Below are 16,932 nucleotides of genomic sequence, written 5' to 3' on the forward strand. Positions count from 1 at the left end.
ATGGCTGAGCCTCTCCCGCCCACCGGGTCCCGTATCCCCGGCATCGGCCTGGCCAAGGGCCTGGCCGTCACCCTCCGCACGATGACGAAGAAGACCGTCACCGCGCAGTACCCGGACACCCAGCCCGACCTCCCGCCCCGCTCCCGCGGAGTCATCGGCCTCTTCGAGGAGAACTGCACGGTCTGCATGCTGTGCGCCCGCGAGTGCCCGGACTGGTGCATCTACATCGACTCCCACAAGGAGACGATCCCGGCCGCCGCCCCCGGCGGCCGCGAGCGCAGCCGCAACGTCCTCGACCGCTTCGCCATCGACTTCTCCCTCTGCATGTACTGCGGTATCTGCATCGAGGTGTGCCCCTTCGACGCACTCTTCTGGTCCCCGGAGTTCGAGTACGCCGAGACCGACATCCACGAACTCACCCACGAACGCGACAAGCTCCGCGAGTGGATGTGGACGGTCCCGGCCCCGCCCGCCCTCGACCCGGCCGCCGAGGAACCGAAGGAAATCGCCGCCGCCCGCAAGACGGCGGAGAAGCTGGCGGCCACACAGGCCACACAGGCCACACAGGCCGAACCGGACGAGCCCACGGTGTCCACCGAGCCGCGGGAGGGAGAGTCGTGACCCTCGCCGCCGCAAGCCACGGCTTCCTCTCCCCGACCGGCGTCGAGATCGCCTTCCTCCTCGTCGGCCTCGTCACCTTCGGCGCGGCGCTCGTCACCGTCACCACCCGGCAACTGGTGCACGCCGCCCTGTGGCTGGTGGTGACTCTCGGGGGCCTCGCCGTCGAATACCTCCTCCTCACGGCCGAGTTCATCGCCTGGGTACAGGTCCTCATCTACGTCGGTTCGGTCGTCGTGCTCCTCCTCTTCGGTCTGATGCTCACCAGGGCCCCCATCGGCCGCTCCCCGGACGCCGACTCCGGCAACCGGTGGGCCGCCCTCGCCGTGGCTGGCGCCTCGGCCGTCGCCCTGGTCTGGGTCGTCGCCGACGCCTTCCGCACGACGTGGATCGACCTGGACGGCGCCGCCGCAGGCTCCACCGCCGTCACCGGCGCGAGCCTCTTCCAGAACTGGGTCCTCCCCTTCGAGGCCCTTTCCGTCCTCCTCCTCGCCGCCCTGGTCGGCGCGATCGTCCTGTCCCGCAAGGCCAAGGCGAACGCTGCGACAGCCACGACAGGCGCCGCCGCCACTGCCGCCGAAGCCGCTGCCAAGGACGCCCGAGCCGGCAAGGAAGGTGCCCTCTGATGCACCTCGTCTATCCCGCCGTACTCTCCGCCCTTCTCTTCTGCACCGGCCTCTACGGCGTCCTGGCCCGCCGCAACGCGATCCTGGTCCTGATGTCCGTCGAGCTGATGCTCAACGCCGTCAACCTCAACCTCGTCGCCTTCGACGTCTGGCTCAGCCGGACCGCCCGGGAGACCCTGCACTCCGGCCAGGCCCTCACCCTGTTCACCATCGCCATCGCCGCCGCCGAGATCGGCATCGGGCTGGCGATCGTCCTCGCCGTCCACCGCAACCGCGGCACCGCGGACATCGACAAGCTCCGCGACACCGCCGAGCCGTACGGCCCCGACGAAGCCACCGATTCCACCGGTGCCACCCTCACGGAAGACGAGAAGGCTGAGGCCACCGCGTGACCACGACCACCCTCGCCGTCCTCGTCCCCCTCCTGCCGTTCCTGGCCGCCGCGGCCGGTCTGCTCCTGGGCCGCACGGCCCCCGGCTTCGTACGCCCCCTCGCCGTACTGCCGCCTCTCACGGCGCTCGCCCTCGCCGTAGTCGTCGCCGTACGCCAGGGCGGCGACCGAGCCATCGACGCCGCCACCGAACTCACGCCCACGGGCTCGGTCCCCGTCGAACTCGCCCTGCACATCGACGGCTTCGCCGCCCTCGTCGCCGTCCTGGTCGGCCTGGTCGCGACCTGCGTGCAGATCTACTCGACGGCCTATCTGCGCGACGACCCGCGCTACCCCTCGTACGCCGCTCTCGTCTCCCTCTTCACCTCCGCGATGCTTCTCGTCGTCTACTCCGGCGACCTGATGGTGCTGCTGGTCGGCTGGGAGATCATGGGCATCTGCTCGTACTTCCTGGTCGGCCACTACTGGGAGACGCCGGAAGCCCGCGCCGCCTCCCTCAAGGCCTTCCTCGTCACCAAACTCGGTGATGTCCCCTTCCTGATCGGCCTGTTCGCGCTCGCCACCGACGCCGGGTCCTTCCGGATCACGAAGATCCTCGGCACCGTCGCGAGCGGCGGACTCGACCACCCGACGCTGGTCGCCCTGCTGCTCCTGGCCGGCGCGGCGGGCAAGTCGGCACAGTTCCCGCTGCACACCTGGCTCCCCGACGCGATGGCGGGCCCCACTCCCGTCTCCGCGCTGATCCACGCCGCGACGATGGTCGCCGCCGGTGTCTACTTCATCGCCCGGCTCCTCCCGGTCTTCGCGGCCTCCTCGGCCGCACTGGTCGTCCTCGCCGTCATGGCCGCCGTGACGATGGCCGGCTCCGCCCTCGCCGCGCTCGCCCAGGACGACATCAAGCGCGTCCTCGCCTACTCGACGATCGGCCAGCTCGGCTACATGACCGGCGCCCTCGCCGTCGGCGACCGCGGTGCCGCCGTCTTCCACCTCCTCACCCACGGCGCCTTCAAGGCGCTGCTCTTCCTCGCGGCCGGCGTGATCATCCACGCCGCCGGCACCAACTCGCTGGCCGCCATGTCCCGCATGGGCAACCTGCGCGCCCGCATCCCCGACGCCTACTGGACGATGACCGTGGCGCTCCTCGCCCTCGCCGCGATCCCGCCCTTCAGCGGTTTCTTCTCCAAGGAGTCCGTCCTCGGCGCCGCCGAACACGTCACCACCGGCCACACCGAGGGCATCCCGGACGCCGCGGGCTGGATCGTCCTCGTCGCCGGCCTGGTCTCGGCCCTGCTCACCGCCGCCTACGCGACCCGCCTCTGGCTGCTCACCTTCCGGGGCCGGGGCGCCGAAGCCCCCGACCACGGCAGGCAGCCCATCGCGATGACCACGGTGCTCTGGGTACTCGCGGTACCCTCCCTCGCCCTCGGCGGATTCGCCTACGGCAGGCTGCCCGACTGGTTCGACGGCCACGACCTGAACCCGACCCTCACCACCTCCGTCCTCGGCACGGGAGTGGCCCTCGTCGGCGGCCTCGTCACCTACGGAGCCTGGCGCCACACCACCGCCCTGGCGGCCCGTGTCCCGCTGGGCGCGGTCGCGGCCCACCCGGACGCGGACGGCGGCCTGGTCGAGGCCGCGGCCATCGCCACTCACACCCCCGCCTACGGAGACATGGCCACCGCACCCGACCCGGCGGACCCCGGACGCCTCCTGCTCGGCCCGCTGCACCGCCACGCGGCCGTCGGCTTCCACCTGGACGCCCTGTACACGGCACTGTTCGTCCGCCCGGTCCAGGCCGCCGCCACCCTCGTCCGGTTCCTCGACCGCGAGGTCGTCGACACCTATGTACGCGGTGCGAGCGCCGTGCCCCGACTGTTGGGCGCCGCCGTACGGCGCGCCCAGACCGGCAATGTCCAGACCTATGTGAGCGCGCTGCTCGCCGGCACCGTCGTCCTGGTGGTCGCCGTTCTCCTCGTCGCCACGGGAGCGTGAGCAGGCGTGATCGATATCAACGAGTCAGTGATGCAGTTCCTTCTGGCATTCCTCGTCGTAGGCCCGCTGATCGGCGCCGTCGCCGCTCTCCTGCCGGCACCGCCCGGACTGAAGGGGAAGTCGCCCGAGCAGGCGGTGCTGCGGCACGGCGTGACCGTCACCGGCGTGGTGCTCATCGCCGCGATCGTCCTCGCGCTCGGCTTCGACCACGACCACCCGTCAAAGATGCAGGCCACGACCGACATCAGCTGGATCCCCGCACTCGACGTGCGGATCCACCTCGGCGTCGACGGCATTTCCCTCCCCCTTCTGGTCCTGACCGCGCTCCTGACCTTCCTCTGCGCGCTCTACTCCTACTTCAAGATGCCCGCGGGCCCTTCCCCGAAGGCCTTCGTCGCACTCATCCTCGTCCTGGAGTCCGGCACCCTCGCGACCTTCGCCGTCCTCGACCTGCTGCTGTTCTTCCTCGCCTTCGAGATGGTGCTCATCCCGATGTACTTCCTCATCGCCCGCTGGGGCGGTGAGCAACGGACCCGGGCGGCCTGGAAGTTCATCCTCTACACCCTGCTCGGATCCGTGGTCATGCTGCTGGGCCTGCTCCTGATCGGGATCAAAGCGGGCACGTTCGACATCATGGCACTCGCCACTGACAACGGCCCTGGACTGAGCACATCCGTGCAGGTCACCGCCGCTTTGGCGATCGGAATCGGGCTCGCGGTCAAGACGCCGATGTGGCCGCTGCACAGCTGGCTGCCGGACGCCCACACCGCCGCCCCGACCGTCGGCTCGGTCCTGCTGGCGGGCGTCCTGCTCAAGATGGGCACATACGGGTTCGTGCGCATCCTGCTGCCGATCACCCCGGACGGATTCCGGACCTTCGCGCCCTACCTCGCCGCGTTCGCCGTCGTCGGGATCATCTACGGCTCCCTGGCCTGCCTGGCCCTCGCTCGGCAGGGCGCGAAGGGCGACCTCAAGCGGCTCATCGCCTACTCGTCCGTGGGCCACATGGGCTTCGTCCTGCTCGGCATCTCGACCATGACCCCGACCGGCGTGAACGGCGCGCTCTTCGCCAACATCGCCCACGGCCTCATCACCGGCCTCCTCTTCTTCCTGGTCGGCGCGCTGAAGGACCGCACGGGCACCACCGACCTCGACACCCTCGCCGACCGCACCGGCGCCGCCCTCTACGGCCGGGCCCCACGCCTCGGCGGCCTCGTGGCCTTCGCCGCCGTCGCCTCCCTCGGACTGCCCGGCCTCGCCGGGTTCTGGGGCGAGATGCTGGCCCTGTTCGGCGCGTTCGACCCCGCCGACGACCTCAGCCGCCCCGCGTTCCTCACCTACACGGCGATCGCCGCGTTCGGCACCCTGCTCACCGCCGCGTACATGCTCATCGTCGTACGCCGCGTCTGCATGGGCGCCGCCCCACAGCCGGACGCCCCCCAGCTTGCCGACGTACAGACATACGAATTCGCCGCCTGGACCCCGCTAGTCGCCCTCACCGTCGTCGCCGGACTGTGGCCGAAGGCCCTCCTCGGCCTGACCGACCCGGCCGTGCAGCAGCTGCTCTCAGGAGGCCCCCGATGAGCTCCCCGGCCCAGTCCGCAGCCGAATCCGTCGTCCAGTCCGTCGACTGGCTCGCCATCGCACCGCCCACCGTGGCGGCCCTCGTGGGTCTCGCCGTGCTGGTCGCCGACCTGTTCGTGGGCGACAGCAAAAAAGCACTCCTCGGCTGGACCTCGGTCGCCGGCCTGACCGTTTCCGCACTCCTCCTGCTGCCTCTTCTGGACGGCGACCGCTCCACCTTCTGCCTCACCGGCGGCACTGACGTCTGCAGCTATACGGCCGACCGCTTCACCCTCGTCATCCAGTTCCTCGTGCTCGGCGGCGCGCTGCTCGCCGCCCTCCTCTCGGTCACCGCCCTCAAGGACGCCGACCGAGGACTCCCCGAAGGGGAGTACTGGTTCCTGCTGCTCTCCTCCGCCGCCGGAGCAGCCCTTCTGCCGGCCTCCCGCGACCTCGCGACCTTGATCGTCGCCCTGGAGGTCGCCTCCCTGCCCGCCTTCGCCCTTGTCGGCATCAGGCACGGCGACCGCAAGTCCTCCGAAGCGGCCCTGAAGTTCTTCCTGTCGTCCGTGACGGCGACCGCGGTCAGCCTCATGGGCATCAGCTTCGTGTACGCGTCCACGGGCACCCTCTACCTCACCGAGATCGCCGACCGGATCCAGCACGTCGACCCACAACTCCACACCCTCGCCCAGGCAGGCGTGGTCCTCACCCTCATCGGCTTCGCCTTCAAGACGGCCGCCGTGCCCTTCCACTTCTGGGTCCCCGACACCTACGTGGGGGCGCCCCTGCCGATCGCCGCCTATCTCTCGGTCGTCGGCAAGGCCGTCGGCTTCTCCGGCCTGATCCTCGTCACCGTCGTCGCCTTCCCGTCGTACGCAGACGTCTGGGGCCCCGCACTCGCCGCTCTGGCCGCGCTCACCATGACCGTCGGCAACGTCGGCGCCCTGCGCCAGCAGGCCACGCGCGCGTACAGCGCGGTACGCCTGCTCGCCTGGTCCTCCGTCGGCCAGGCCGGCTACCTCCTCGTACCGATCGCCGCCGCCGCGTACTCCGACGACGCCCAGAAGTCGATCGGCTCCACCGTCGCGTACGCCCTCATGTACGCCGCCGTGAACCTCGGCGCCTTCGCGGTGGCGGCCCTGGTGGCCCGTACGAAGCCCCTGAACCGCGTCAGCGACTACCGCGGCCTCTACGCCACCCGCCCCCTGGCGGCGCTCGTCCTGGGCTTCTTCCTGCTGTGCCTCGCCGGACTGCCGCCGGGCATCATCGGTCTCTTCGCGAAGGTCACCGTCTTCTCCGCGGCTGTCGACGCCGGACTCGGCTGGCTGGCCGTGATCATGGCCGTCAACGTGGTGATCGCGCTCTTCTACTACCTTCAGTGGACGGCCCTGCTCTTCCGCACCCCCGAGGGAGCCGAGGAACGCCACCGCGCCCCGGCCCCCCTCACGGCCGCGATCGCCCTCACCGCCGTCCTCGGCATCGCCCTGTCCGGCGCGCCCCAGCTGGTACTGCGCTTCGCCGACACCGGCCTCTTCTGACTCTCGGAGCCCGCACGCGCGCGTGGACCTCACCCGGTCGGCCCACGCGCGCTGAGCGCACGCAAGGGAACTGCGAACCCCCGCCTGGCGTTGACCAGTACAGAAGAGTCCACTGGACCTGACACCAGGGTTCCCCTGCCGCACCACCAGGAGGGCGTACCGTGCACCGCCGGCACAACGGGCTCAGGACAGCCCTGCTCCTCGGGGGACTGTCCGCACTCATCATCGGCATCGGCAGCTTCTTCGGCCGTACAGGCCTGGTGATCGCGCTCTTCATCGCGATCGGCACGAACGCGTACGCCTACTGGAACAGTGACAAGCTGGCTCTACGCGCGATGCGCGCCCGCCCGGTGAGCGAATTCGAGGCCCCGGCCCTGTACCGCATGGTCCGCGACCTCTCCACCCAGGCCCGCCAGCCCATGCCGCGCCTGTACATCTCGCCGACCGAAGCACCGAACGCGTTCGCGACGGGCCGCAATCCGCGCAACGCGGCCGTCTGCTGCACCGACGGCATCCTGCGCATCCTGGACGAGCGCGAACTGCGCGGCGTCATCGGCCATGAGCTGAGCCATGTCTACAACCGCGACATCCTCATCTCGTCCGTCGCCGGCGCCCTGGCCTCCGTGATCATGTTCCTGGTCAACTTCGCCTGGCTGATCCCGATCGGCCGCTCCAACGACGACGACGGCCCCGGCATCCTCGGCATGCTGATGATCATGATCCTTGGCCCGCTCGCGGCGACCCTCATCCAGCTCGCCATCAGCCGCTCCAGGGAGTACGAGGCCGACGCGTCGGGCGCCCAGCTCACCGGCGACCCACTGGCCCTCGCGAGCGCCCTGCGCAAACTGGAAGAGGGCACGAAGCAACTTCCCCTGCCCCCCGAGCCGCGTATCGAGACCGCGAGCCACATGATGATCGCGAACCCCTTCCGCCCAGGCCAGGGACTCTCCAAGATGTTCTCTACGCACCCGCCGATGGCGGAGCGCATCGCCCGGCTCGAAAAGATGGCAGGTCGTCAGCAGTGAAGACAATTCTCAACGTTATTTGGCTCGTCCTGAGCGGCTTCTGGCTGTTCCTCGCCTATCTGGGCGCCGGCGTGCTGTTGTGCATCACGATTATCGGCATTCCGTTCGGCATTGCGTCGTTCCGTATCGGTGCGTACGCCCTGTGGCCCTTCGGTCGTACGACGGTCGATCGTCGCGACGCGGGTGCCGCCTCCTGCATCGGCAACGTCCTGTGGCTGGTCCTCGCGGGCTGGTGGCTCGCACTGGCCCACGTCGTCACCGGTGTTCTCCTGTGCGTCACGATCATCGGCATCCCGTTCGGCATCGCCAACTTCAAGCTCATCCCCGTCTCGCTGATGCCGCTGGGCCGCGAAATCGTGCCGACGGACCAGCCGTTCAGCTCACGCTGGTAGCGCGCCGCCCGCCGGTTGTCCACAGGCCGCCTCGATTGTCAGTGGCGGCCTGCATGATGAATCCATGACCGAGATCGAGCAGTTGCTGACACGGGTGGCCTTCGCGGCGCGCAACACTCGTCCGTGGGGCTGGCCTTCACTCCCAGCCCCCGTGGACGCGGCGACGCTCGACCGTGCCGAGACCGCCCTCGGCTTCTCTCTGCCGCCGCTCCTCGCCGAGCTCTACCTCCGGATAGGAGACGGCGGATTCGGCCCGTCCTACGGCCTGTTGCCGCTACTCGACGGCGCGCCCGCCGGTGAGCCGCCCGTCGTCGCCCAGTACCTCGCCAACCTCGAAGAGGCCCGCAAGGACCCGGAGTGGCCCTGGCCGGAGGGCGTCCTGCCGATATCCCACTGGGGCTGCGGGATGTACGCGTGCGTGGACTGCCGCTCACCGGAAGGCACCGTTCTGCTCTTCGAGCCGAACACCGACGCCGCCGACGACGCGTGGTACACCGACGCCCCGGGCCTCGCGGAGTGGCTGCACACCTGGCTCGACGGCACCGGCTGGTACGAGGAGTCCAACGGCGATACGGATTTGGAGCCCTGGCCGGAATTCCGCATACGTACGGCGAGGGCGACGGCGACACCGCCTGCGCCGGCCCAGGCTTCGTAGCCCGCGCGAGTTCCGTCAGCGGTGAGGTCCGGCCGACGCCCGCGAAGCCGACCACCACCGTCGTACGCCGTACGCGACCGCCCCCAAGCCCAGCACGCCCGCGCCCACGACCACCGACATCCCCGGAAGCGCGAACGCCAGCGTCACACAGCCGAGGAGACCCACCGCCGGCACCACCCGGGACACCGGAGCCGAACTCAGTGTCCAGGCGGAGGCGTTGGCCACCGCGTAGTACGCCAGGACCCCGAAGGAGGAGAAGCCGATAGCGCCCCGTACATCCACCGTCGCGGCCAGCACCACGACCACCGAGCCCACGGCCAGCTCGGCCCGGTGCGGCACCTGGAAGCGTGGATGCACGGCGGCCAGGGCACCCGGCAGATGACGGTCACGGGCCATGGCCAGCGCCGTCCGTGAGACGCCCAGGATCAGGGCGAGCAGCGAACCGAGCGCGGCCACAGCGGCACCAGCGCGGACGACCGGCACCAGCCCCGGCACGCCGGCCGCCCGGACCGCGTCGACCAGCGGGGCCGTCGCCTGCCCGAGCCCGCCCGACCCCAGCACGGAAAGGACAGCCACAGCCACCGCCGCGTACACCACCAGCGTGATGCCCAGGGCCGACGGGATCGCGCGCGGGATGGTGCGCGCGGGGTCCCGTACCTCTTCACCAAGGGTCGCGATCCGCGCGTACCCGGCGAACGCGAAGAACAACAGCCCGGCCGCCTGAAGCACACCGCTCACACCCCCGGAGGCCCCGACCTCCAGCCGGCCGGCGTCGGCGGCATCGGAGCCCAGGCACACCACCACCACGGAAGCGAGGACAGCGAGGACCACTGCCACGATCGCCCGCGTCAGCCAGGCGGACTTCTGGACGCCGCCGTAGTTCACCGCAGTCAGTGCCACCACGGCCGCGACCGCCACCGCATGCGCCTGATCCGGCCAGACGTACGTGCCCACGGTGAGCGCCATCGCCGCACAGGACGCAGTTTTCCCGACGACGAACGACCAGCCCGCGAGATAGCCCCAGAAGCCGCCGAGTCGCTCACGCCCGTACACGTAAGTGCCGCCGGAAGCGGGATAGAGGGCGGCCAGCCGGGCGGACGACATGGCGTTGCAGTAGGCGACCACGGCCGCCGTGGCGAGCCCGAGCAGCAGCCCGGACCCGGCCGCGCGTGCTGCGGGCCCCAGGGCCGCGAAGACGCCTGCTCCGATCATGGAACCCAGCCCGATGATCATGGCGTCCCCGACGCCAAGAGTGCGTCGCAGTTCAGCGGACGATTCCGCACCGGGCTGTGTCATGCGCCGCACCCTACTGACCGTTGCAACCGCCAGGCACCGCGCTGACGTCGTGTACAGCAACACAGCACCAACAACGCACCAATCCGAACGCACCGGCATGACGAGGTCGACGAAGTCGCAAGTCACAGTGCCGGGACAGTTCGAGCACAGCACAGAGGGGCAGGTTCAGGGCATGAGCATCATCGGTTGGATCATCCTGGGGCTGTTGGCCGGGGCCATCGCCAAGTTCCTGCTGCCGGGGCGCGACCCGGGCGGTTTCATCGGCACGACGATCATCGGCGTCGCGGGCGCGTTCATCGGCGGCTGGATCTCGGCGCGCTTCCTCGACCACCCCATCAGCAATCAGTTCTACGACGGCACCACGTGGGCGGCGGCGATCGGCGGCTCGCTGGTGCTGCTGGTCGCGTACCGCATTCTGTTCGGCAACTCACGCGACTGAGCGCGTAGCCGGTGCGCAGTCGGCAGAAGGGAGCAGAAGGGAAGGGTGGACACCGTAGGGCGCCCACCCGTCTTCAACCACTTGTGGACTACCGGTAGTTCACGAACTGCAGTGCGAAGTCGAAGTCCTTGCCCTTGAGGAGGGCGATGATGGCCTGCAGGTCGTCGCGGTTCTTGGAGCTGACGCGCAGCTCCTCGCCCTGGACCTGGGCCTTCACGCCCTTAGGGCCCTCGTCGCGGATGATCTTCGCGACCTTCTTCGCGTTCTCCTGGGAGATGCCCTCCTCGATCGAGGCGAAGAGCTTGTACTCCTTGCCGGAGAGCTGAGGCTCACCCGCGTCCAGGGACTTCAGCGAGATGCCGCGCTTGATCAACTTGGTCTCGAACACATCGAGGACCGCCTTGACCCGTTCCTCGGAGTTCGCCTCCATGAGGATCTTCTCGCCGGACCATGCGATCGAGGCACCCACGCCCTTGAAGTCGTAGCGCTGGGAAATCTCCTTGGCGGTCTGGTTGAGGGCGTTGTCGACCTCCTGCCGCTCGACCTTCGAGACGATGTCGAAACTGGAGTCGGCCATGTCCTGTGGCTCCTTGTATGGGGTGCTGATCGGGATCTGTGGGATGCGTCTCGGCATGCGTGGGGGCAGCAGCCGAGCCCGGCGTACGTCCCGGGCCGCATCCGCATAAGCCTAGCCACCCCCTCCCCTCCGAGCGCCGCTCAATCGGGTGGCGAAGCACCCCTGTCCATCGGGTATCGTTTACGTCGTTGCCACGGAGCGCCGCCGAAAAGCGGCTCGAAGGGCAGCAAACCTTGGCGGTGTGCCCGAGCGGCCAAAGGGAGCAGACTGTAAATCTGCCGGCTCAGCCTACCCAGGTTCGAACCCTGGCGCCGCCACAGGAAAAACAAAGGGCCCGTGACCTGCGTTCATCGCAGGTCACGGGCCCTTTGTCATGCGCCCGTGAGATCAGTGCACTGTCTCACTCTGTCTCGTGTTCGAACGTTCTCTCTCGGATTTCGCGGACGGGGCGCGGACGGCGGCCGTGGGTCCCTCAGCCATGCCGCCCCAAGCGTTCAGAGATCTTGGCGTTCGCGGCGTCATCTCCGTCACTGAGGAACTTGGCGTAGACGCGGAGCAGCACGGCGACGCTATGGCCGGCGCGCTTGGCCACGAGCTGTGGTTCCACCCCGGAGCTGAGCCACGTGGACACCGCCGTGTGGCGAAGATCATAAGGACGCTTGGCCAATGTCGAGTCGTGCTCGGCAGGAGTCAGGGCCCGCGACCGAGCCTCAGCCCAGACTTCGCCGTAACCGGTGTCCTGGATCAGTCCACCGCGCTGCGTCTGGAACAGTCGGCCATCGGGAGCAGTGCCGTACGCGGTGACGTGCCATCGCAGCAGGGCCACCAGTTCGGGCGGGATGGGCACCGGCCGCACCGCCTTTCGCGGCCGGTGCTTCAGTCCCCGCCGCTCGTGTGGCTCGCCACTGTCCGTCCATGCTGAGCCCGACCGGGGACGCGTCTCCCTGAGGCGGAGCATGCCCCACCCACGGCGCGGCAGATCGCAGTCTGAGAGGCGTAGCCCGATGACTTCCGCCGGGCGCGCAGCCGCGTAGTACATGCAGCCGAAGAACCCCACCAGGCGCCGCCCACGGGGACTCTGTTCCCGTACGGCGGCCAAGAGTTTCGAGGCTTGCCCCGGATTCGGTACACAGGCGGGGTCCACCTCCTCTCCCACCTGCTCCGGGGCTTTCCACTTGATACGGGTGAGGGGGTTCTCGGTAAGGAGTTCGGCATCTACCGCGTATTCAAGGGAGTTGTGGAAGATGGCGCGCTTCCGCTGAATCGTTCCGGGTGCTGCCGTCTTGCCGTCCAGCTTCTTGGACAGGGCTTTCAGGGTGGCTCGTACGAGCAGGCGTTCGGCGAGTGCGGACGTGGGCAACGACTTGCGCTCGAACCAGTCCAGCACCTTGGCCACGTCAGCCGGTGTCTCCTCCTCCCAGCGGTTCTTGTTGAACGCCCAGCTATAGAGGGCGGTACGGACGGCTCGTACGTCGGGCATGCCCTTGGTGTCCTTCACCAGCGCGGGCGTCACGGTTGCCATGGCTTCGGCCAGGGTCCGCCGTGTGGAGCCCGGGGCGTCGTCCCACTTCATCTCGATGTAGTTGCGGGCGTGCTCGTACCAAGAGATGTCCCGTTCCTTGACGACCAGCGACTTGGGGAGCCCGCTTTCCACGTCGAACGGCTCACCTGCGTTGGCTGCGGTGATGAGCTGAGCTTCTCGGCTTTTCGCAAGGCCAGACGTGAGGAACGATTCCGAGTGGGAACTCGTGCCCACGAACCAGCGGAGTTGGTAGGGCTTCCGATAGTCACGCTTCCGGATGGCCCAGAACTTGACGGTGTAGCTCCACTCGGTCACGCAATTTCCATTTCGTCTTTGAACGCGTCCAGGGCACTTCGGCGCACACAGATGCGGCCTGACTGCGTACGGCGCGCTTCCGGCCCGAAACCGCGATCACGCCACCGGTACCAGGTCGGGCGGCTGATGCCGAGTTCCACCAGGACGTCACTCAGGGGCAGCAGTTCGTCTTTCGGCGCGCGGCGCCGGCGGGTGGGGGTGCTCATGCGGGGATCCCCTCGGAGTGGAAGGAGGGACTGCCAAAGGGAGGGGCCCGTTGGGGCCCCTCCCTCAGAAGTCCGCTACCTGCGCTACCTCCGCTTCCGTGCAGGTCAGAGCCCTGTCGGAGGTAGCGGATGGGGGTAGCGGTAGCGGATGACGTAGCGGGAGGTAGCGGGTCGCGATGGTGCGACCCGCTACCGGATTTGTGCTGGTCAGAGTGTGTTTTCGGTGTCCGGTAGCGGGAGTAGCGGACTTTCCGGGGTTGGGGGGCAGTAGCGCTGCCACGCGTCGTGGAGATCGGTGGCGTAGTAGCCCTTGAGGACACTCCCGGCGGTTTTGATGTTGCGTGAGGCCACGGGGTCGCCGTCTGCGGTGACGTACTCCCCGAGCATCCGGGAGAGCCGCCGGTTGTCGAGGGGCTTGCCGTTGAGGTCGGCCCACGGGGCGTCGTCGAGGGCGTTGAGCCGGTCGAGGATGGCGACGGTGGGCAGGCGGTCGATGCCGATCATCACGTGGTCGCGCAGGTCGGTGAGGAGGCGGATGCCGATGCTGCCCTTGTCGTTCACCTGTGAGGCTTTGACCAGGGCCACGCATGCTTCGCGGGCCCGTTTGGGCCAGTCGCCGCCGGCGGCGTCGGCGATGGCGATCAGGGGTTCCCACACGTCCGCCGGCCGGTCGGCGACCCCTTCGGGCATGTCCGGGAACGCGTCCGTGATCCGCTCCTGAATGGCTTCCGCCCACTTGGCGAGCCGGTCACGGATTTGGTTGCCTTCCCGCACGTGGATGCGGGTACGGAACTGTTCCACCGTCTCGTTCCTGGCCCGGCGGCGCATGCGGATGATGACCGAGCGGGTCATGATCGTGTCGGGTAGTCCACCGAGACCGGCGACGGCGACCGCGCAGTACGAGGGGAAGCCCTGTACCTGCTGGTTGGAGCCGTCCCCGACGCACCGGTACATGACGCGGCCACGGGTGTGACCTGCGTTGATGAACCCCCGGAGTTGCTCGTTCTCCCCTGCCTTCGGTCCGAAGATCGTGTCGATTTCGTCGAACAGGATCGTCGGCCTACCGCCGTCGACACCGGACACGGACCGGAACAGCGCGGCGGCGGACGCGTCCACGGCGGCCATGGAGCGCGGTACGAGGGTTTCGACCACTTCCAGGGCCCGCGACTTCCCCGAGCCCGGCTCGGGGGAGAGGAACGCGAGGCGGGGGGTGGAGTCGAACGCGTCCAGCAGGTGGGCGTGCGCGTCCCAGAGGGTGACGGCGACGTAGGCGGCTTCCCGGGGGAAGACGTTGAAGCGGCGGTGGAAGGCTTCCACCTCGTTGAGCAGGGCCGCGCCGTCGATGGGCGACGCGGGGGTGTCGGTGGTGGTCATGCGGCGTTCCTCCCTTCCTGGTTGGTGCGGAGGGGGCAGGTGTCGCGGTGGGTTTCGTGGTCGGCGATCAGGGCGTGCACCCGTTCGTGGCCTACGGCGCTGCGGTCACGGCCGCACGCGCATGTCGAGGTGGCGGTCGGGGTCGCGCCGCGGGGCGCGGTGATGTGGAGCCATGCCACGGGGTAACGGCCGTCACCGCGTGGCGGGTTGGGGAGAAGGGCTGAAGGGGCGCCTACGGCGACGTCCCTTCGGGCGCCTGCGCCTGCCGGGGGAACAGCAGGTTCGGCGGCGTGCGGGCCCGCTGTGATGGCGGGTTGGCCTTCCAAGGGGTTACGGGGTGGGGTGTTCATGCCGCGTCCCGGGGGCGGGCTTTGCGGATGGAGCTGTCGAGAGCGCTGCGGATTGTGGCGCGGCACTCGGCAGCGGTGAGTCCGTGAGCCTCTCCAGCCCCTTGGAAGGCGTCTTCCACCACGTGCCGGGGGATGTCGCCCCACGCGACGAACCGCCCCACCTTGAAGGCGCACCGGTTGAGCGTGATGTTGCGCTGCGATTCCGGCGCCGCGGACACGACCGCGCACTCCGCTTCCAGCGCGGCCAGGGCGGCGGCGCTGCCGCTGATCGCGGGGAGCCTGAGCGGTCCGGCGGGGCGGACGGGAGCCGGTTGGAGCAGCCGCAGCAGCCACGCGGGCAGCGCAGCCACCGCGGATTCGTCGACGACTTCGTAGGAGCCGGTGGGGGTGGTGCTGCCGGCGGCGACGACGTAGCCGCCCCACGCGCGGGTGTCGACCAACGGGGCAAGACTGCCCGCAGTGTTGGCCAGCCGGACACCGACCGGGGCGGTGAAGTACAGGTGCTGCCCACCGCTCGCGGTCCGCACCCGGTAGGTGGTGGGCACGGGCTGTCCGGCGCGCTCGCAGAGCGCCGCAAAGGTCGCCGCGCCGTCAGGCGCGTCCGAACTGCCCTTCCCGTTCTTGCCGTTGGGCTTGGGCATGTCCAGGTCGACGACGACCAGCCTGGACGGGCCGGTCGCGATCGCGAGGTTCGCCGCGCCGGTCTCCCAGCAAATGCGGATGCGCTCAGGGTCGGTACTGGCCCGCTGCTCCCACTTCAGGTGTCCGTTGGCGCAGTCGCCCACCTGCTGGCAGCGGTCGGCGCCGTGCAGGGCGGGGTGCTTGCTGTTGGTGCGGAGCGGGAAGACGTACCAGCCGCGTGCGGCGGCGGCCAATGCGGCGTTGAGGAGGTGCTCGGTCATGCGGCGGTCCTCCATTCGAGCCGCGTCGTCGCGGTGGCGCCCAGGAGCAGGCCGTAGGCGTGGTGGGCCTGTTGGGGGACCACGCCATTGCCGAGGATCTTCAGTTGTTCCTTGCGGGGAATGTCGGGTACGGCGGTGACCCACCCTTCGGGCAGGCCCATGAGCCATTCCGTGAACACCGGGGACAGCCGGCGGTTGCCGCGGGTGCCCGGCTCGGTCGGGCACGGTGCCGGCCGTCCGGTGATCTGCTCCCAACGGCGGATGGCGGGCCCGTAGTCGGTGCCTTCCGTGGAGATCCAACTACCGCTGTAGGGCAGGCGGTTGACGACGAACTCGTTGAGCGGGCGCGCGTTGCGCTCCAACAGGTTGGAGGCACCCGACTTCCAGTCCCGCGCGGCCGGTGTGGGAACCAGGCTCAGGACTCCGGCGGCGCCGGCAGCCTGGTCACCGCGGTGCGCAGGTTCAGGCCGCCCTTGCGTTTCGGGGAGGTTCCGGGGCCGCCAGTACCGTCCGAGCTGGTGGGGGTCGGCATCAGCGGGATGGGCAACTGCGAACCAGCGGTCGCGCTCGTGCGGGGCGCCGATTTCGGGGTCACCAGCGCGTACACATGTCCACCGGACGTCATACCCGAGCGCGGCCAGGTCCGCGGCGACGACGTCCAGCCCCCGCGAGCGGAGCGCCGCCACGTTTTCCAGGAAGACGAGACGCGGTCGAAGGACGCCCACAGCCTGAGCGACGTTTTTCCAGACCCGAGACCACTGCCCACTGATTCCGTCCCTTCGTCCAGCGTTGGAGATGTTGCGGCACGGGAAACCGGCGCCGACCACGTCCGGCGCGTACAGGTCCCGGACCCGGTGCCAGTCGACGGCGGTGATGTCCCCGAGGTTGGGCACCTGGGGGTGGTGCGCGGCGAACACGGCCGCGGCGTACGGGTCGTTCTCGGCGAACGCGGCGACCTGGCCGCCGATGCCGGCACGGATCGCGGTTTCGAGGCCGCCGTATCCGGCGCACAGGGCGACGATCGTCGGTGGCGAGCCGAGGGCTCGCCGGATGTCGGTGGGTTGGGTCATGCTGGAGACCTCCAACAGGTCTGTTGTGGACTGGTTGGCCGGGGCGACCGCGCATCTTTGGCGAGAGCGGGCGGTCGC

At 69.3% G+C, this 16,932-nt stretch carries 18 protein-coding genes and 1 tRNA gene; 11 read left to right on the forward strand and 8 right to left on the reverse strand.

The features are described from left to right. The 9 genes from OG734_RS29590 to OG734_RS29630 all read left to right on the forward strand — a co-directional run bounded on the left by OG734_RS29590 (position 1) and on the right by OG734_RS29630 (position 8,803). Positions 1-621, forward strand: coding sequence for a NuoI/complex I 23 kDa subunit family protein (locus OG734_RS29590; RefSeq protein WP_330290517.1), 621 nt, complete (start codon positions 1-3; stop codon positions 619-621). Beyond that, the gene (locus tag OG734_RS29595; RefSeq protein WP_330290518.1) at positions 618-1,244 is read left to right on the forward strand and encodes an NADH-quinone oxidoreductase subunit J family protein; all 627 of its coding nucleotides are present in this window, start codon (positions 618-620) and stop codon (positions 1,242-1,244) included. The genes OG734_RS29590 and OG734_RS29595 overlap by 4 nt, the downstream gene beginning before the upstream one ends. Then, a complete protein-coding gene (nuoK, locus tag OG734_RS29600; RefSeq protein ID WP_330290519.1) occupies positions 1,244-1,636 on the forward strand; it encodes an NADH-quinone oxidoreductase subunit NuoK in 393 nt (130 codons plus the stop codon). Before OG734_RS29595 ends, nuoK begins: the two co-directional genes overlap by 1 nt. After that, the gene (locus tag OG734_RS29605) at positions 1,633-3,627 is read left to right on the forward strand and encodes an NADH-quinone oxidoreductase subunit 5 family protein (RefSeq protein ID WP_330290520.1); all 1,995 of its coding nucleotides are present in this window, start codon (positions 1,633-1,635) and stop codon (positions 3,625-3,627) included. The genes nuoK and OG734_RS29605 overlap by 4 nt, the downstream gene beginning before the upstream one ends. Before the next feature lie 6 nt (positions 3,628-3,633). Next, a complete protein-coding gene (locus tag OG734_RS29610) occupies positions 3,634-5,211 on the forward strand; it encodes an NADH-quinone oxidoreductase subunit M (RefSeq protein ID WP_330290521.1) in 1,578 nt (525 codons plus the stop codon). Beyond that, a complete protein-coding gene (locus OG734_RS29615; RefSeq protein ID WP_330290522.1) occupies positions 5,208-6,731 on the forward strand; it encodes an NADH-quinone oxidoreductase subunit N in 1,524 nt (507 codons plus the stop codon). Before OG734_RS29610 ends, OG734_RS29615 begins: the two co-directional genes overlap by 4 nt. 161 nt (positions 6,732-6,892) lie before the next feature. Next, positions 6,893-7,756: a zinc metalloprotease HtpX gene (gene htpX / locus OG734_RS29620; RefSeq protein ID WP_330290523.1), complete on the forward strand. Its 864-nt coding sequence runs from the start codon at positions 6,893-6,895 to the stop codon at positions 7,754-7,756. Continuing rightward, entirely contained in the window at positions 7,753-8,148 is a 396-nt protein-coding gene (locus OG734_RS29625; RefSeq protein ID WP_330290524.1) for a YccF domain-containing protein, read from the forward strand. The genes htpX and OG734_RS29625 overlap by 4 nt, the downstream gene beginning before the upstream one ends. A 64-nt stretch (positions 8,149-8,212) precedes the next feature. Beyond that, the gene (locus OG734_RS29630) at positions 8,213-8,803 is read left to right on the forward strand and encodes an SMI1/KNR4 family protein (protein WP_330290525.1); all 591 of its coding nucleotides are present in this window, start codon (positions 8,213-8,215) and stop codon (positions 8,801-8,803) included. Positions 8,804-8,818: 15 nt separating this feature from the next. On the opposite strand, the gene OG734_RS29635 is transcribed toward OG734_RS29630, so the two are convergent. After that, positions 8,819-10,099, reverse strand: a complete 1,281-nt coding sequence (locus OG734_RS29635) for an APC family permease (RefSeq protein WP_330290526.1) — start codon at positions 10,097-10,099, stop codon at positions 8,819-8,821. A gap of 172 nt (positions 10,100-10,271) precedes the next feature. Between OG734_RS29635 and OG734_RS29640 the strand changes: the two genes are divergently transcribed. Then, positions 10,272-10,538 (forward strand): GlsB/YeaQ/YmgE family stress response membrane protein, encoded by a 267-nt coding sequence (locus tag OG734_RS29640; protein WP_330290527.1) that lies wholly within the window; start codon positions 10,272-10,274, stop codon positions 10,536-10,538. A gap of 88 nt (positions 10,539-10,626) precedes the next feature. On the opposite strand, the gene OG734_RS29645 is transcribed toward OG734_RS29640, so the two are convergent. Then, the gene (locus OG734_RS29645) at positions 10,627-11,115 is read right to left on the reverse strand and encodes a YajQ family cyclic di-GMP-binding protein (RefSeq protein ID WP_330290528.1); all 489 of its coding nucleotides are present in this window, start codon (positions 11,113-11,115) and stop codon (positions 10,627-10,629) included. Positions 11,116-11,350: 235 nt separating this feature from the next. Between OG734_RS29645 and OG734_RS29650 the strand changes: the two genes are divergently transcribed. Beyond that, positions 11,351-11,432 (forward strand) — tRNA-Tyr (locus tag OG734_RS29650). A 155-nt stretch (positions 11,433-11,587) separates the two neighbouring features. Here the strand turns inward: OG734_RS29650 and OG734_RS29655 are convergent. The 6 genes from OG734_RS29655 to OG734_RS29680 form a co-directional block, all read right to left on the reverse strand. After that, positions 11,588-12,952: a tyrosine-type recombinase/integrase gene (locus tag OG734_RS29655; RefSeq protein WP_330290529.1), complete on the reverse strand. Its 1,365-nt coding sequence runs from the start codon at positions 12,950-12,952 to the stop codon at positions 11,588-11,590. Continuing rightward, on the reverse strand, positions 12,949-13,158 hold the full coding sequence (locus tag OG734_RS29660) for a helix-turn-helix transcriptional regulator (RefSeq protein WP_239149046.1): 210 nt from the start codon (positions 13,156-13,158) through the stop codon (positions 12,949-12,951). Before OG734_RS29660 ends, OG734_RS29655 begins: the two co-directional genes overlap by 4 nt. A gap of 207 nt (positions 13,159-13,365) precedes the next feature. Beyond that, complete coding sequence (locus tag OG734_RS29665) at positions 13,366-14,532, reverse strand: DUF3631 domain-containing protein (protein WP_330290530.1); 1,167 nt, start codon at positions 14,530-14,532, stop codon at positions 13,366-13,368. Continuing rightward, positions 14,529-14,711, reverse strand: coding sequence for a hypothetical protein (locus OG734_RS29670; protein WP_330290531.1), 183 nt, complete (start codon positions 14,709-14,711; stop codon positions 14,529-14,531). Before OG734_RS29670 ends, OG734_RS29665 begins: the two co-directional genes overlap by 4 nt. Before the next feature lie 167 nt (positions 14,712-14,878). Then, on the reverse strand, positions 14,879-15,784 hold the full coding sequence (locus OG734_RS29675; RefSeq protein WP_330290532.1) for a bifunctional DNA primase/polymerase: 906 nt from the start codon (positions 15,782-15,784) through the stop codon (positions 14,879-14,881). Further along, a complete protein-coding gene (locus OG734_RS29680; RefSeq protein ID WP_330290533.1) occupies positions 15,781-16,854 on the reverse strand; it encodes a DNA cytosine methyltransferase in 1,074 nt (357 codons plus the stop codon). Before OG734_RS29680 ends, OG734_RS29675 begins: the two co-directional genes overlap by 4 nt. Positions 16,855-16,932 lie beyond the last annotated feature (78 nt).

This window comes from Streptomyces sp. NBC_00576 (assembly GCF_036345175.1).
GTDB lineage: Bacteria > Actinomycetota > Actinomycetes > Streptomycetales > Streptomycetaceae > Streptomyces.